Raw genomic sequence first — 14,819 nt, 5'->3', positions numbered from 1 at the left:
TATCCTTAGGGTAAGAGCAGCAACTTGCCGGTCGTGCGTCGGCTTGCCATGTCCACGTGCGCCAAAGCGGCGTCTTCAAGAGGATAGCTTCCTCCAATGTTGACCTTCAGGGAGCCGTCCCGAATCCAGTCAAAAAGCTGATCGCTGCGGGTGCGAAGGCGTTCCGGCGCGTAAACATGGTCGGAGAAGACCGCGTAGCCGATCTTGATGCTTTTCGGCAGGCTCATGATGTCGATGAGGCCCGGCCCGCCCAGAACGGGGCCATACCAGCAAAAGGTCCCCGAACGGCGCAGGCTATCGAGAGAACCCTGAAAGGTCGTGGGGCCAGAACCGTCGTAGACAACGTCGACACCTCGGTCGTTCGTCAACTGCATGACCTGTTGCGCGAAGTCTCCCTGGCGATCGACAATGACATGCTCGGCGCCTGCCTGTTTGGCGATGGCGACTTTGTCTTCGGAAGAAACACGACCGATGACACGGCCGCCTCGCAGCCGGATGATCTGTGTCAGGAGCAGGCCGACGCCTCCGGCGGCCGCATGGACCAATGCAATGTCGCCCGGCTGAACCGGGTAGAAATCGGTGGCGAAGTGGCTCGCCGTCAATCCCTGCATCATGATCGAGGCCGCCGTCTGGTCATCGATGAAATCAGGCAGCGGAACCAGGGAACTGACGGGTATCGAGATCCGCTGCGCGTAGCTTCCCGGAGCGTAGACCCAGGCAACGCGGTCGCCCGCAGAGAAATCCGTTACGCCTTCACCGACGGCGAGAACGCGCCCCGCGCCTTCGACGCCAAGTGTTTTGGGATTTGCGATCTCGGTCCAGGCCATGCCTTGCCGGACGCCAATATCCATGAAATTCACGCCGGCCGCGGCAATCTCGACGAGAACATGTCCCGGTGTTGCCAAGGGATCCGGATGTTCGACAACTTGCATGACATCGGTGTCACCGATGCCGTTCATGACGACTGCCTTCATTTTCAGTCCTTTCTTGACTGTTTGTTCCAGAATTAAGCAAATTTTTTTACCGTGGCATGAGGGCACGGAGCGCCAGCCGTCCGAGGGACTGCAGCGCTTCCTGCCCGGCACCCCCGCGCGCGGCAATCCGTATGCCGGCGATGCTGGCGATGAGAAAATCAATCACCGCATCTTCCGACGCCGAACGGTCCACATCGCCGGCGTCCTGAGCCTGCCTGACGCATTCCCTTGCCGCATGTCTCAACCGATGATCGGCCGCAAGATGCACCTCTGTCAGGTCCGGGCGACTCTGGCCGAATTCGCAGATCGAGTTGACGCCCAGGCAGGCCCGATCCGCTTCCGCCACGACCCGATCCATCATTGCGGAAATGCCCTCAATGGCGCGCTCACTGCCGCGCAGTTCGCGAATGTGCGCTTCGGTTTCCGCGGTTGCATAGCGTTCCACCGCAAGGCGATAGAGGGCCCACTTGTCGCCGAACGTGTCGTAAAGGCTCTGCCGGCCGATCTTCATGGCCTTAACCAGCATCTCCGTCGACGTGCCGTCGAAGCCATGCTCGCGGAATACGCCCATCGCAAGATCCAGCGCCTTGTCCCTGTCGAATTCCTTGATCCTTGCCATAGAGATTGAGATAGCGATTCTGGACCGAGCAGTCAAGAATAATTCTCACCAGGGCAATGAACCGTTCTCGTTGAAATAGCCCCGCTGGGGCCGCTCTCGGGAAGTGTCGCCAGGTCCACGACGATTTTCGCACCCTGTTCCACCGTGCGCGTGCCGGCATGGCCGTTGAGATCGGTTGCAATATGGCCCGGCGTCGCTGCATTGATCTTGATATGGGCTTGCGAGGGGTGACGCCGGAAGGCATTGGCATATTGCAGGCTTACCATCGTCACGGCGGCTTTGGACGAGGCGTAGGCAAGGATGGTGTCGGACTGGCCGAAGGGTGTCGCCGGATCGCTCGTGAGGGTCATGGAGGCGCTGGTGCTGGTGATATTGACGATCCTCGGATGTGGCGATCTTTGCAATAGCGGCAGGAATGCGCGGATGGTGCGCACAGTGCCAAAGACGTTGACGTCGTAGGTTGCAAGCATGTTCGCTGCGTCCGTCTCCAACGCCGGCACACGATGCAGCACGCCTGCATTGTTGACGAGAATGTCGAGCAATCCTTCCCGGTCTTCGATTTGCCGTGCTGCCGCCGTAACGCTCGCCGCGTCGGTGACGTCGAGCGCGATCGCCATCACATCCGCCCCTTCCTTCGCCAGGTCGTCCGCTGCGGCCTGTCCACGCTCGCCATCCCGGCTGCCAAGATAGACCCGCATTCCGAGCCCGCCGAGCTGGCGGGCAACCTCTTTACCAAGTCCCTTGTTGGCGCCGGTAATCAGCGCAATCGGCTTCTTCGTCATGAATTCTCTCCTCAGCCAAGGACCGCGCGGGTTTCAAGAAAGGCCTCGAGGCCGAAGACGCCGAATTCCCGTCCGAAACCGGATTGCTTGAAGCCGCCGAACGGTGCCAGCGGTTCATGCGGGGCGGCGTTGAGGATGACGCGGCCGGCCTCGACCCGGTCGGCCACATGTCTTGCCCGGGTGATGTCGGATGAGAAGACCTGGGCCTGCAGGCCGTAATCTGTGTCGTTTGCGATCCTGATAGCCTCTTCCTCATCGCGGTACGGAATGAGGGAGAGGACCGGTCCGAAGATCTCTTCGCGGGCGATGCGCATGTCGTTGTTCACACCGGTAAAGATGGTGGGACGCACGAACCAGCCGCGCGACAACCCTTCCGGCCGGCCCTCGCCACCGGCGAGCAGGCTGGCACCTTCTTCCTGGCCCAGCCTGATATAGGACTGCACGCGGTCCCATTGCTTCTGGCTGACCATAGGTCCGATGCGGACGCCTTTGTCTTTGGGGTCGCCGACCTTGAAATCCTTGACTGCCTCTCTGAGGCGGGCTTCGATTTCCTTGAACCTGCTCTCGGGCGCAAGAATGCGGGTTCCGGCTATGCAGGCCTGCCCGCTGTTGAGGAAGCCGGCTGCCAACACTTGGGGGACTGCGACGTCGAGATCGGCATCGTCGAGAATGATGCTGGGGCTCTTGCCGCCAAGTTCCATCGTCACGCGCTTCATGGTTTCCGCGGCTGTGCGGACAATCGTCCGGCCTGTGGCCGTAGATCCGGTGAAGGTGATCTTCGATACATCGCGGTGGGCAGTCAGGGCGGAGCCGACGACGGCTCCGTCGCCGGTGACGATGTTGAAGACGCCCTCGGGCAGGCCAGCGACGTGCAGGCATTCGGTGATCACCCGGGTCTGGATGGCGCTCATCTCCGAAGGCTTGATCACCATGGTGGCGCCGGCGGCGATGGCGGCGGACAGTTTTCCGCAGATGAAGCCGTAGTTGCTGTTCCAGGGGGTGATTGCCACGGCGACACCGGAGGGGCGCATCTCGACCTCGGCAGTCCCGATACGGCGTCTGAAATCATAGCTTTCAAGCGTCTTGGCCATGTCCAGGAAGACGTTGCCCGCTCGCGGCGCTGAAAAATCGATGAAGTTCGACGGTGCGCCATATTCCTCGCGCATGGCGTCGATGAGATCGTTTCCACGGGCGGCCACGGCGGCATGCAACCGGTGCAGCATATCGATTCGTTCTTCCTTGGGGGTGCTGGAAAAGGCCGGGAAGGCGCGTTTGGCGGCAGCGACCGCGCGGTCTGCATCGTGCGTATCGGCGAGGCGCACGGTTCCGATCTGTTCCTCGGTGGCCGGATTGAAGAGCGGCGCCCATTGGTCGCCATGGGGTTCGACAAACGCGCCGTCAATATAAATGCGATCGATGATATGCATGTCGTTTCTCCTGCAATGGCTTCACTGAAAAAATGGCATGCGTTATGTGTTGCGGGTAGTCGGACAAAATTGGACGCGCTGATGAACTGGATCGCGCAATGAGGGCAAGCCTCATCGAGTTGGAGGCCGTTGCCGCAGTGGCTCGTCACGGCGGATTTCGGGCTGCTGCGCGAGAGCTCGGCGTGTCGTCATCGGCTTTGAGCCATGCGATCGCCGCGCTGGAGGAGCGCCTTGCCGTCAGGCTCTTCAACCGCACCACGCGAAGCGTGGCCCTTTCCGCAGCCGGCGAACAATTCCTGTCTGAAATCGCGCCGGCCCTGCAGACGCTGGAAAAAGCCATCGAGAATGTGGAAGAACATTCTGATCGGCCCTCGGGAAGGCTGCGGCTGAACATGGCGCCGGGCGCGGCGCGCATCCTGCTCCAACCGCTTCTGCTGGAATATGCCCGCCGTTATCCGGAAGTGGAGCTTGAAGTCGTCACCGAGAATGCGCTGGTCGATGTGATCGGCAAGGGGTTCGATGCCGGCATTCGTCTCACCGAGGCGATTTCCCCCGACATGGTCGCGGTGCCCATCATATCGAAAATGCGATCCTTCGTCGTCGGGTCGCCGCACTATTTCGAAGGTCGGGACAAGCCTGTTGTGCCCAGTGATCTATCACGTCACCGCTGCATTCAGATGCGCATGACAGGCGGAAGGCTCTATCGCTGGGAGTTTGAAAAGCGCGGCGAAACCTACCTGGTCGATGTCTCGGGTCACCTGACATTCGATGCGTCGGACCTGATACTGGAGGCGGCCCTTGCCGGCTTCGGGCTCGCCTATCTGGGGGAACACGCCCTCGCGACCCATCTCGCTTCGGGCCGCCTAATTCCAGTTCTCGAAGAGTGGTCGCCGTCCTACCCGGGCCTGAGCCTCTATTTCTCACAGCGACGGCATACGCCGTCCAAGCTGCGGGCATTCATAGACCTGATCCGTGAGCGCGATTTTCTCAATTAAAGTCCGGATCGCCTCCGCGGCTACTGAGGTGCACCCCGATTTTTGGGTCTGCGGGAGCTGGAATTTTCCGGGGTTAAGGCTCATGTCGGCGGGGGTGCCAAAGAGCCGTTCATGAGCGAAATCGGCACCTTGTTGCCGATGCCGCGTCGCCCCTATTGGCGACCGGTCCGTGCACCGCGGGCGCAACCAAATTCCTATGAAATTCCTATTTCTTTCCCTTCCGGTCTCTCTCGAACCTTAATGCGGTTCGGAGCCATATCTTTGCGAGAACGTGCACGCGATTGCGCGAGCCAGGGTGACCGATGTCCCGGCGCGCGCGGCAAACTGAAACAACGCACAGGATTACCCCATGGACATTGTCGTCCTCGCAATAGGCATCGTTTTTTTCGCCCTGTCGTTCGCCTACGTCAGGGTTTGCGGCAACCTCTAATAGCGGATCGTAGAAAATGCTCGTCGAATACACTCTCGGTGGCTTGGTGACGGTATTCCTGTTCATCTACCTGACCTACGCGCTCATTCGCCCTGAACGGTTCTGATCGCCCAGCCATAAAGCTCGGAAAGCCCCTCACATGACTATCAACGGTTGGATACAGATCCTGCTTTTCTGCGGGATCGTTACCTTGCTCGTGAAGCCGCTCGGCGGCTACATGACGCGCGTCTTCAATGGAGAACGCACGCTTCTTTCATGGATCTTCGGTCCGGTTGAGCGCGGCCTCTATGCCGTCGCCGGCACAAGCGAACGGGAGGAGCAGCACTGGACGACCTACGCCGCGGCGCTGCTGTTCTTCAACCTCGCAGGTTTTCTCCTTCTCTATTTTCTCCAGCGACTGCAGGGCGGCCTGCCGTTCAATCCGGCCGGAATGCCCGCGGTTCCGCCTGAGCTTGCCTTCAACACCGCTGCCAGCTTCATGACCAACACCAATTGGCAGAACTACGGTGGCGAGAGCACGATGTCCTATCTCGTGCAAATGGCCGGCCTGACGGTTCAGAACTTCGTCTCGGCGGCAACCGGCATCGCCATCGCCGTGGCGCTGATACGCGGATTCTCCAGGGCATCGACCAAGTCGATCGGCAACTTCTGGGTCGACCTGACCAGGACCACGCTTTACGTGCTCCTGCCGCTCTGCGTTGTGCTGACCCTCGTCTATGTCTATCGCGGCATGCCTCAGACGCTCGGCGCCTATGTCGAGGCAACGACGCTCGAGGGGGCGACGCAGACAATAGCCGTCGGCCCGGTCGCATCCCAGGTCGCAATCAAGATGCTCGGCACGAACGGCGGTGGCTTCTTCAACGTCAATGCCGCACATCCGTTCGAGAACCCGGACGCGATCTCCAACCTGATCCAGATGGTATCGATCTTCGCAATCGGCGCGGCGCTGACCAACGTTTTCGGCCGCATGGTCGGCAACCAACGCCAGGGCTGGGCGATCTTCGCCACAATGGGCGTACTGTTCCTCGCGGGCGCCGCGGTCTGCTACTGGGCGGAAGCCGCCGGCAACCCGCTGGTCCATGCGCTCGGCCTGGAGGGTGGCAACATGGAGGGCAAGGAGGCTCGCTTCGGTATTGCGCTTTCCGCCCTGTTCGCCGCCGTCACCACGGCAGCCTCCTGCGGTGCTGTGAATGCGATGCATGACAGCTTCACGGCACTCGGCGGGCTCATTCCGCTGATCAACATGGAACTCGGCGAGATCATCATCGGTGGCGTCGGCGCAGGCTTCTATGGCGTTCTGATGTTCGTCGTCCTCGCGATCTTCGTCGCAGGCCTGATGGTCGGTCGCACGCCGGAGTATCTGGGCAAGAAGATCGAGGCCAAAGAGGTCAAGATGGCTGTTCTCGCCATTCTTTGCCTTCCGCTCGCGATGCTGGGCTTCACGGCGATTGCCACCGTGCTGCCGGATGCCGTGGCATCGACCGCCAACCCCGGCCCGCACGGCTTCTCGGAAATCCTCTATGCCTACACGTCGGCAGCGGCGAACAACGGCTCGGCCTTCGGCGGCCTCACGGGGAACACCACCTGGTACAATCTCACCCTCGGCATCGCGATGCTGATGGGGCGCTTCCTGGTCATCATCCCGGCGCTGGCCATGGCTGGCTCGCTCGTGGGCAAGAAGTCCGTGCCCGCCTCGGCAGGTACGTTCCCGACCGACGGGGTACTTTTCGTCGGTCTGCTCGGCGGCGTCATCCTGATCGTCGGCGGCCTGACGTTCTTCCCGGCACTCGCAGTCGGTCCGATCGTCGAGCATTTCGCGATGCTCCTCGGCCAGACCTTCTGAGGTGGTGTCATGGGCTACGTCGGCCACCAATCACGCACACCCTTCCTTTCTCGCGCCGAAACGCCGGCGCGGGATGGGGCGCAGCCGCCACCCGTCTCGGCCATCCTCTGCCTGATCGTGGTCGGGATGGCGGCGCTGGTGCTTGTCGGCAGGGCGTTCATTTACCTTTTCGCAGCGATCTGATGGGTCGCGGTGCGTTCGCAATATCAAGCTGGAGTCTCCTATGAGCCAGTCCAAAACATCGAGCATCATGGACGCTCGCATCCTCATACCCGCCATTGGCGATGCCTTCCGGAAACTTAATCCGAGGACGCTTGCCCGGAACCCGGTGATGTTCGTCGTTGCCGTCGTTTCGGCGCTTACCACCGTCCTTTTGATCCGTGACCTGATCATCGGCCAGGGCAATATCGGCTTTTCCTTCCAGATCGTCATCTGGCTCTGGTTCACCGTGCTTTTCGCCAATTTTGCCGAAGCGGTGGCCGAGGGCCGAGGCAAGGCACAGGCGGAATCGCTACGCCGCACGCGTACCGAAACCCAGGCCAAGCTTCTGAAGGGTGACGATACCAAGAACTACAAGGTCGTCCCCGGCACCAGTCTGAAGGTTGGCGATGTCGTGCTGGTGGAGGCGGGCGATATCATCCCATCCGACGGCGAAGTCATCGAAGGCGTTGCTTCCGTAAACGAGGCGGCCATCACCGGCGAATCCGCTCCGGTGATCCGTGAATCCGGCGGTGACCGGTCCGCGGTCACGGGTGGCACGCAGGTTCTGTCCGACTGGATCCGTGTGCGGATTACCGCTGCTGCCGGCTCGACCTTCATCGACCGCATGATCGCCCTCGTCGAAGGCGCCGAACGCCAGAAGACGCCAAACGAGATCGCGCTCAATATCCTGCTTGCCGGCATGACGCTGATCTTCGTGCTGGCGACGGCGACCATCCCGAGCTTCGCCACCTACGCCGGCGGCTACATTCCGGTTCTCATTCTCGTCGCGCTCTTCGTTACGCTGATTCCGACAACGATCGGCGCCCTCCTATCGGCCATCGGCATTGCCGGCATGGACAGGCTCGTACGCTTCAACGTGCTTGCGATGTCCGGCCGCGCCGTCGAGGCGGCGGGCGACGTCGACACGCTGCTGCTCGACAAGACCGGCACCATCACGCTTGGCAATCGCCAGGCCACGGAGTTCAAGCCGGTCCGAGGCGTTACCGAACAGGAACTGGCCGATGCGGCGCAGCTTGCATCGCTGGCCGACGAGACGCCGGAAGGGCGTTCCATCGTTGTGCTCGCCAAGGAGAAATACGGTATCCGTGCCCGTGACATGGGAAGCCTGCACGCGCATTTCGTACCGTTTACGGCGCAAAGCCGGATGAGCGGCGTCGATTTCGACAGCTCCAGCATCCGCAAGGGGGCAGTCGACGCCGTCCTTCAACACGTCAACAAGGCCGCGCTAACTGGTTCGGGCAGCGCCGCAGCTGTCACGGTACACGAGCCGCTGGCGGCCCGCGAGATCCAGGCTATTGCCGACGATATCGCCAAGGCGGGCGGCACCCCGCTCGCCGTGGTCAAGGACGGCCGGTTGCTCGGGGTCGTCCATCTGAAGGACATCGTGAAGGGTGGCATCCGGGAGCGCTTCGCCGAACTGCGGCGCATGGGGATCCGCACCGTGATGATCACCGGCGACAACCCGATGACCGCCGCGGCGATCGCCGCGGAGGCGGGCGTGGACGACTTTCTCGCGCAGGCAACGCCTGAGAACAAGTTGAACCTTATCCGCGAGGAGCAGGCCAAGGGCAAGCTCGTTGCGATGTGCGGCGACGGCACCAATGACGCACCCGCGCTTGCGCAAGCGGACGTCGGTGTCGCCATGAACACCGGCACGGTTGCGGCGCGCGAAGCCGGCAACATGGTCGACCTTGATTCCGACCCGACGAAACTCATCGAGATCGTCGAGATCGGCAAGCAGCTCCTCATGACACGCGGGGCGCTCACGACCTTCTCCATCGCCAATGACGTCGCCAAGTACTTCGCGATCATCCCCGCCATGTTCCTGGCGTTCTATCCGCAACTTGGCGCCCTTAACATCATGGGGCTTGAGACCCCCGAGAGCGCGATTCTCTCGGCGATCATCTTCAACGCCCTCATTATCGTGGCGTTGATCCCGCTCTCGCTGAAGGGCGTGAAATACCGGCCTGTCGGTGCAGGGGCGCTGCTATCGCGCAACCTGCTGATCTATGGCCTTGGCGGCATCATCGTTCCCTTCATCGGCATCAAACTGATCGACGTCGTCATCACGACACTCGGCCTCGCATAAGGATCACACCCATGTGGAAGCAAGTAAGACCCGCGATTGTCATGATCATCGCCCTGACCGTCCTGACCGGGTTGGTCTATCCGATCGGGATGACGGGCATCGCCCAGGCTCTCTTTCCGCATCAGGCCAATGGAAGCCTGATCGAGAAGGACGGAAAGGTCGTCGGCTCCGAACTGATCGGTCAGGCCTTCACCGGAGACCAGTATTTCCATGGGAGGCCTTCGGCCGCCGGTGACGGCTACAATGCCGCCAGTTCCAGCGGTTCCAACCTCGGGCCGACCAATGCGAAGCTGATCGACCGTATCAAGACCGATGCCGAGGCGCTGAAGGCGACGAATCCCGCCGCCCCCGTCCCTATGGATCTCGTGACGACATCGGGCAGCGGACTTGATCCGCACATCTCGCCCGAAGCCGCCTATTTCCAGGTGGCGCGCGTCGCCAGGGCGCGGGGACTTGATGAGGCTGCGGTCAAGGCGCTGGTCGATGAGCATGTCACGGACCGTGAACTCGGCTTCATCGGCGAACCCGTGGTCAACGTCCTTGCGCTGAACCTTGCGCTTGACGGGGATGCTGCCCAATAAAGATACATCCGGGGCCGGAACGGCCCCGGACCGACCTCGAGGGAATGCAAATCGATGCCCGACGAAAGACGCGATGCCGAGGCACGGCCTTCACCGGATGCCCTCCTCGAGAATGCCGAGCGCGAAGGGCGCGGTCGTCTGAAGATCTTTCTCGGTGCCGCGCCGGGCGTCGGCAAGACCTACGAGATGCTGGTCTCGGGCCACGCGCGAAAGGCAGACGGCGTCGACGTCGTGATCGGCGTCGTCGAGACACATGGCCGCAAGGAGACCCAGGCGCTCGTCGACGGGTTCGAGGTCATACCGCGCCGCAAGGTCGAGTATAGGGGACAAACCCTGGAAGAAATGGATATCGACGCCATTCTCGACCGCCGCCCGCAGCTTGTACTCGTCGACGAGCTGGCGCACACCAATGTGGACGGAAGCCGCCATTCGAAGCGCTACCTCGATGTGGAAGAGGTCCTCGCGCAAGGGATCGACGTCTACACGACCCTGAACGTTCAGCATATCGAGAGCCTCAACGACGTCGTTGCCCAGATCACGCGCATCAGGGTGCGGGAAACGGTGCCCGATTCGATCATAGACCGGGCGGACGATGTCGAAATCATCGACCTGACGCCCGAGGATCTGATCAAACGGCTGAATGAGGGCAAGGTTTATCTGCCGACGACGGCGAAGCGGGCGATAGAGAACTACTTTTCTCCCGGCAATCTGACGGCCCTGCGCGAGCTTGCGCTGCGCCGCACGGCCGAGCGTGTCGACGACCAGTTGCTGAGCCACATGCAGGCGAATGCCATATCAGGCCCCTGGGGAGCAGGCGACCGCGTGCTCGTGGGCATCGACCACAGCGCGCGGGGGGCCTCGCTCGTCCGCTATGCCAAGCGCCAGGCGGACCGCCTCCGCGCTCCCTGGACGGCAATCCATGTCGAGACCTCACGATCCGTCAACCTCAGCGATGCCGACAAGGACCGCCTGGCATCGCACTTGCGGCTCGCCGAGCAGTTGGGCGGCGAAGCCATGATCATTCCTGGTCAGGGCGTGGCAAGTGATATTCTCCGCCACGCGGCCGCGAACAACTTCACGCATGTGGTGGTGGGCAAGCCGGAAAAGCGACGTTGGCGGGAGATGATCGAAGGATCGGTGGCTCACGAGCTGATCCGCATCGCCGGCGATATCAACGTGCACGTGGTATCCGGGGCAGAGCGCGCGCCGCCAGCATCAACGGGTGTCAAGACCGCGCCGCCATCCCCCCAGTTCAGGTTGCAGCCGTATCTACTGGGCACCCTTTATGTATCGGGCGCGCTCGCCTTGGGCGTCCTCCTGGATCAGTTCCTGGATGTTCGAAATCTGGCGCTCGTCTTCCTGATTGCCGTGCTCACCTCTGCGGTGACGGCTGGCCTATGGCCGGCACTCTATGCTTGCGTCGCCAGCGCACTGGCATTCAATTTTTTCTTTCTCGAGCCGAAGTACACGCTGACGATCCGGGATCCGGAGAGTGTTCTGGCGCTGGTATTCTTCCTGGTGGTCGCGGTCACGGCGAGCAATCTGACGGCGCGGGTTCAGCGCCAGGCAGCAGCGGCGCGCCAGCGGGCCAGGACGACGGAAGAGCTTTATCTCTTCGCGAAGAAGCTCGCGAGCACCGGAACGCTGGACGACGTATTGTGGGCGACCGCCCACCAGATTGCGCTGATGCTCAAGGTGCGGGTGGTGATCCTGATGCCGGAGGATGAGACGATCGCAGTAAAGGCAGGCTATCCGCCCGACGATACGCTCGTCGACGCCGATATCGCAGCCGCTCGCTGGGCATGGGAGAATAACCGGCCGGCGGGCCGCGGCGCCGACACGCTGCCAGGCGCCAAGCGTCTCTATCTGCCGCTGAGGACAGGCCGCTCGGCCATCGGCGTCGTCGGTCTCGACGACGACAGGCAGGGGCCACTTCTGACGCCGGAACAGCAGCGGTTGTTCGATGCCTTGGCAGACCAGGCGGCGCTTGCGATCGAGCGGGTGCAACTGGTCGCCGACGTCGACCGGGCGCGCCTGGCGGCCGAGGCGGACCGGCTTCGTTCGGCTCTGCTCACATCAATCTCGCACGACCTCAAGACGCCGCTTGCCGCCATCATGGGTGCGGCAGGAACCCTGCGCGACTATTCCGCCTCGATGCCGGAGGAAGATCGCGCGGACCTGCTGTCGACCGTCGTCGACGAGTCGGAACGGCTCAACCGGTTCATCGCCAATCTGCTGGACATGACGAAGATCGAGTCCGGTGCGACCGAGCCCAATGCATCCTACAATTTTGTCGGCGACATCGTCGGCACCGCCCTGCGCCGGGCGCAGAAGATCCTGACGCGACACAGGGCTGTTGTCGATATTCCTGCCGACCTTCCCATGTTGAAGCTCGATCCCGTGCTGTTCGAGCAAGTACTCTTCAACCTGCTCGACAACGCGGCGAAATATGCGCCAGCGAACTCCACGATCCTGATCCGGGCGAGGGCTGATGGCCGTGGCGTCCTCCTGCAGGTCATGGACGAGGGCCCCGGCATTCCAAGCGCCGATCTCGAGCGGATATTCGACAGCTTCTACCGCGTTCGAAAGGGTGACCACGTCCGCGCCGGAACGGGCCTAGGACTTTCGATTTGCAGGGGGTTCATAGAGGCGATGGGTGGAACGATCCTGGCAACAAACAGGGCGGATCGATCGGGCGCGATCTTCACGATCACGATGCCTGTTCCGACGGACGCGCCATATGCGGAAAATCTGACATGACAAATTCTACCGTGAAAGTCCTTGTCGTCGACGACGAGCCTGCCATCCGAAAGTTGCTTCGGGTGGGGCTGGCCAGCGAAGGATACGCCGTCGTCGAGGCGATCAACGCAAAAGATGCAATCGCTCTGGTCGGCGAAGACCGGCCGGACCTGATCCTTCTCGATCTCGGCTTGCCCGACATCGCCGGTCACGATCTCCTCGCGCGATGGCGCAACGAGGGACTGGAACTGCCGGTCGTCGTGCTTTCCAGCCGGACCGACGAGCAGGGCATCGTCAACGCTCTGGAGAACGGGGCCGATGACTATGTCACGAAACCGTTCGGAATGAAGGAGCTTGCCGCTCGCCTGCGCGTAGCACTTCGCCACCGGCTCCAGCAGCAGGGCGAGCGCCCCGTGTTCAAGACTGGCGATCTTTCCGTCGACCTGGTGAAGCGCATCGTCAAGGTGGGGGACAATGAGATCAAGCTGTCTCCCAAGGAATACGACATCCTGCGCATCCTTGTTCAACATGCGGGCAAGGTCATCACCCACCAACATCTTCTGAAGCAGATCTGGGGCGGGTCTGCTGACGTTCAGTATCTGCGGGTCTACGTGCGTCAGCTTCGCCAGAAGGTCGAGCGCAGCCCCGATCAACCCGAATACATTACCACAGAGACCGGGGTCGGCTATCGCCTGCGCGAGCCGGACCAGAACTGACACAACACTCGACCCAGACGTGCGTGAATCATGAACATAACCGATTTCCTAAGCCCGGAGCGCGTCGATATCGACGTCGCTGCGGCATCAAAACTGCAGCTTCTTCATGCGCTGTCAAAGAGCGCGGCCAATGCGCTCCGCGTCAAGGAAAGCGATGTTTTTCGAGCGCTGAACAACCGCGAATTGCTGGGCTCCACGGGCATTGGTGAAGGCATTGCAGTTCCGCATGCGCCCGTTCCTGGCATCAGTACTCCGTTGGCCCTGCTTGTGCGGCTGAAAAGGGCGATAGACTTCGAAGCCATCGACGGCATGCCCGTGGACATTGTCTTCTGCCTGCTGACACCGGCTGAAAACCGAACCCATTTGGCTGTTCTCGCCACGGTCGCCCGTGCGTTGCATTCGGTTGATGTTCGAAAGTCAATACGCGCTGCCCTCACCGCTGAGGAGCTGTATCTCTCACTCGTGGGCACAAAGGCCCAGGAACAAAATGCCGCTGCGTGCGCCAAGAGCTCATAGAGGTGACGCCACATCTCCACGAGGTGATGCTGACCTGCTGGAGGGCAACGAAAGGCAAATCGTCACTATGACATTTCGTCGGACGCTTCCCCGAATGGATCTTGTCGCGCGGAACAGCCAGCGCGCGTTCCGCGAGGGACACCTACAGCAAAGGCCCAGCGCAGAGGGTCATCGATCTGGCTGTTGTGTCAGACTTGCGAGTCAATCGGCAGGAGTTTCACGAAGTCGGCGACGAACCGCCGCCCGAATCCCGTTTCGGGCTCGTCCCGGTAGCTGACGATCGTTCCGTTCCGTACCGTCTCCCAGACGATCCCGCGGTTGGTGTCGAGGAAGACACGGTAGCTGTTGGCGGGCGCGACCCCGGTCGCCATTTAGGCCATCAGCCTCTCGGCAAGTTCCGGGCTCTCGATGTAGAGGCCGGCTTCCGTATTGATCACGGCAGATCGCGGGTCGAGATTGAAGCTGCCGATGAACACGGCCTTGCGGTCGAAGACCATGGCCTTGGTGTGCAAGGCCGCCCGCGAGAGCCCGGAACGGAGCGACCAGCCCGGCCGGAAGGCGTCGGGGTCCGGCCGCAACTCGTAAAGCTCCAGACCGTTCTCGAGCAGGCGTCTGCGGGTGTTGGAATAGCCTGAATGCGCGGCGAGCTGGTTGTTCGAAGCCAGCGAGTTGGTCAGTACACGCACCCGCACATTGCGCTCGTGCAGGGCCTTGACCGTCGCCTCCGGCGGGCAGTTCCTCCTTCAGCTTGGCGACCCGTGATGATGTCCCAGGGAGTGGTGTAGCTCGGGCGATCCTCGAGCTTTCCGGACAGGGCCGGGAACGGGTCAACTTGCAGCAGGCAAGTTGATGAGCTGATCATCACTCATTGTGGCGATCGTCTCAA

The 14,819-nt window shown here is 61.7% G+C and carries 15 protein-coding genes; 9 read left to right on the top strand and 6 right to left on the bottom strand.

Going from position 1 to position 14,819, the window contains the following annotated elements; translation table 11 throughout:
• Positions 1 to 5: 5 nt before the first annotated feature.
• Genes HV823_RS23880 through HV823_RS23865 form a run of 4 tightly spaced genes read right to left on the bottom strand, consistent with a single transcriptional unit; the run spans position 6 to position 3,802 of the window.
• Positions 6 to 974, bottom strand: a complete 969-nt coding sequence (locus HV823_RS23880) for a quinone oxidoreductase family protein (protein WP_176952179.1) — start codon at positions 972 to 974, stop codon at positions 6 to 8.
• A 46-nt stretch (positions 975 to 1,020) separates the two neighbouring features.
• A complete protein-coding gene (locus HV823_RS23875; protein ID WP_176952178.1) occupies positions 1,021 to 1,593 on the bottom strand; it encodes a TetR/AcrR family transcriptional regulator in 573 nt (190 codons plus the stop codon).
• A gap of 32 nt (positions 1,594 to 1,625) precedes the next feature.
• The gene (locus HV823_RS23870; RefSeq protein ID WP_176952177.1) at positions 1,626 to 2,375 is read right to left on the bottom strand and encodes an SDR family NAD(P)-dependent oxidoreductase; all 750 of its coding nucleotides are present in this window, start codon (positions 2,373 to 2,375) and stop codon (positions 1,626 to 1,628) included.
• An 11-nt stretch (positions 2,376 to 2,386) separates the two neighbouring features.
• A complete protein-coding gene (locus HV823_RS23865) occupies positions 2,387 to 3,802 on the bottom strand; it encodes an aldehyde dehydrogenase family protein (protein WP_176952176.1) in 1,416 nt (471 codons plus the stop codon).
• Positions 3,803 to 3,900: 98 nt separating this feature from the next.
• On the opposite strand from HV823_RS23865, the gene HV823_RS23860 reads away from it, so the two are divergent.
• From HV823_RS23860 to HV823_RS23820, 9 genes are all read left to right on the top strand, one after another.
• Positions 3,901 to 4,797, top strand: coding sequence for a LysR family transcriptional regulator (locus HV823_RS23860; RefSeq protein ID WP_176952175.1), 897 nt, complete (start codon positions 3,901 to 3,903; stop codon positions 4,795 to 4,797).
• A 446-nt stretch (positions 4,798 to 5,243) separates the two neighbouring features.
• On the top strand, positions 5,244 to 5,333 hold the full coding sequence (gene kdpF / locus HV823_RS27425) for a K(+)-transporting ATPase subunit F (RefSeq protein ID WP_176952174.1): 90 nt from the start codon (positions 5,244 to 5,246) through the stop codon (positions 5,331 to 5,333).
• A gap of 33 nt (positions 5,334 to 5,366) precedes the next feature.
• A complete protein-coding gene (gene kdpA, locus HV823_RS23850; protein ID WP_176952173.1) occupies positions 5,367 to 7,070 on the top strand; it encodes a potassium-transporting ATPase subunit KdpA in 1,704 nt (567 codons plus the stop codon).
• A gap of 9 nt (positions 7,071 to 7,079) precedes the next feature.
• The gene (locus tag HV823_RS23845) at positions 7,080 to 7,253 is read left to right on the top strand and encodes a hypothetical protein (protein ID WP_176952172.1); all 174 of its coding nucleotides are present in this window, start codon (positions 7,080 to 7,082) and stop codon (positions 7,251 to 7,253) included.
• 40 nt (positions 7,254 to 7,293) lie between these two features.
• The gene (kdpB, locus tag HV823_RS23840; RefSeq protein WP_176952171.1) at positions 7,294 to 9,381 is read left to right on the top strand and encodes a potassium-transporting ATPase subunit KdpB; all 2,088 of its coding nucleotides are present in this window, start codon (positions 7,294 to 7,296) and stop codon (positions 9,379 to 9,381) included.
• Positions 9,382 to 9,392: 11 nt separating this feature from the next.
• Entirely contained in the window at positions 9,393 to 9,962 is a 570-nt protein-coding gene (gene kdpC, locus HV823_RS23835; RefSeq protein ID WP_176952170.1) for a potassium-transporting ATPase subunit KdpC, read from the top strand.
• Between the two features lie 54 nt (positions 9,963 to 10,016).
• Positions 10,017 to 12,722, top strand: a complete 2,706-nt coding sequence (locus HV823_RS23830) for a sensor histidine kinase (protein WP_176952169.1) — start codon at positions 10,017 to 10,019, stop codon at positions 12,720 to 12,722.
• Positions 12,719 to 13,417: a response regulator gene (locus HV823_RS23825; protein ID WP_176952168.1), complete on the top strand. Its 699-nt coding sequence runs from the start codon at positions 12,719 to 12,721 to the stop codon at positions 13,415 to 13,417. The genes HV823_RS23830 and HV823_RS23825 overlap by 4 nt, the downstream gene beginning before the upstream one ends.
• Before the next feature lie 30 nt (positions 13,418 to 13,447).
• On the top strand, positions 13,448 to 13,933 hold the full coding sequence (locus HV823_RS23820; protein WP_176952167.1) for a PTS sugar transporter subunit IIA: 486 nt from the start codon (positions 13,448 to 13,450) through the stop codon (positions 13,931 to 13,933).
• Between the two features lie 188 nt (positions 13,934 to 14,121).
• On the opposite strand, the gene HV823_RS23815 is transcribed toward HV823_RS23820, so the two are convergent.
• Both HV823_RS23815 and HV823_RS23810 read right to left on the bottom strand, forming a co-directional pair.
• Positions 14,122 to 14,304: a phospholipase D-like domain-containing protein gene (locus HV823_RS23815; protein ID WP_176952166.1), complete on the bottom strand. Its 183-nt coding sequence runs from the start codon at positions 14,302 to 14,304 to the stop codon at positions 14,122 to 14,124.
• Positions 14,305 to 14,640, bottom strand: a complete 336-nt coding sequence (locus tag HV823_RS23810) for a phospholipase D-like domain-containing protein (protein WP_281374137.1) — start codon at positions 14,638 to 14,640, stop codon at positions 14,305 to 14,307.
• Positions 14,641 to 14,819: the final 179 nt, after the last annotated feature.

The sequence above is a fragment of the Mycoplana rhizolycopersici genome (assembly GCF_013378445.1).
Taxonomy (GTDB): Bacteria; Pseudomonadota; Alphaproteobacteria; order Rhizobiales; family Rhizobiaceae; genus Mycoplana; species Mycoplana rhizolycopersici.
The sequence above is the reverse complement of the archived record's forward strand: the minus strand, read 5'-3'. Positions and strand labels throughout refer to the sequence as shown.